Genomic DNA, 1,276 nt, shown 5'->3' on the forward strand with positions numbered 1-1,276 from the left:
TCAAAATGGTAATAAGAAAGCCGCTGCTTAACCCCTAAGCAGCTTAACAACGTGTCCACGATTTGCGGGCAACCCCATGACACGCTCCAGGGGCCAGGTCCAGTAGTGCTCCCGCCGCTCAACCGTACGCTGCAACTCCAGACTATGGACCGTGCGTACTCGAGCCTACAGAAGTTCATGTACGAACTAAGACCGGCGATGGTGATGCAAGGATCATCGGTTTTAAGCCGGTGACTAAGTGTAGTCGTCCGGTAACTTCTATCAAACACGAGAGTAAACTTAAGTACCAGTATTGGATGGTATGGAAAGACGCACCATTAAAGTCTGGCGTTCCTACGCGTTCTTACAATCAGGGACAATCCAAACTCGAACAGAAAAACATTGAGTTTCGTTGCAATGGCTTAGTGGATACGAACTTTATTGGCACGACTACGGGAACTATCGTAGACGGTGATAAAACTTACACTGCGACTGTTGACACTGAACCGTTTAGAGAAGCATGCAAGGTTTAACAGGTAGAACTTCAGATAACAGTAACCAAGCTAAAATTTTTGTGCTCTTTGCGCGTATGGAAGCTACGTATGACGAAGAATTTGTCGGAGTAGCTTTAACCAGAGAGCAGGAGCGCGCCATGGGCGAGCATGTTGATTCTTCAGATATGACCTGTTGGGCTGAAGAAGTTCCCCTTCAGGGCTGGAGAGGGAAACTAAACAAGTGCCATTTCCCGAACCTCGTTTATCTCGTTTTTAGAGAAGGATATGCGCAAAATTCCTCCGCGCGCCACCAGGAAATTAGCCCAGATATATTGGCTGCTTTTGCTACGCGTGAAGCAGCTCAAGCTGATGTCGTTTCTCGGCAGAAAAAGGAACCTACATTCTTGCCGAGTGAGTTTCATATATGGGAGGTCGAATTCGGGTCCTTGCTCGAAAAATTCCGTAACCAAGGTCCAGAAATCCCCATGTACTGAGCAGTCCATCTCATCGGCTTTAGATTCTGTTTCAAGGAAGGAACGCAAGCATCTAGACCGATGTCAAGTGGCCGTAGCTCAAATGTGTATCATCTTCGTTCGCAAGCCAGCGTTAACTGGTGGGGTCGACAATTCGTTAATCAAGCCGGCGATCCTAGGATTTCCATCAGCTTCTCGCTGACTTCGTTAATCCTCGCTGGGGTATGGCCTCTCTTCAGTGACACCGTAGTCATTGGGCCTGACCCCCGGAAAGTGGACACATCGGGGGCTAGCTATGCTGCTGTGGTCAGTATAGCCGAAGACTTGGTT

General features: G+C 48.4%; 1 protein-coding gene. It reads left to right on the plus strand.

Annotated elements, in window-relative coordinates; translation table 11 throughout:
* The first annotated feature begins 499 nt into the window (after positions 1-499).
* Positions 500-967, plus strand: coding sequence for a hypothetical protein (locus tag ABRP66_RS11590; protein WP_284771361.1), 468 nt, complete (start codon positions 500-502; stop codon positions 965-967).
* Positions 968-1,276 lie beyond the last annotated feature (309 nt).

This window comes from Corynebacterium sp. KPL2680, from assembly GCF_040225675.1.
GTDB lineage: Bacteria > Actinomycetota > Actinomycetes > Mycobacteriales > Mycobacteriaceae > Corynebacterium > Corynebacterium rhinophilum.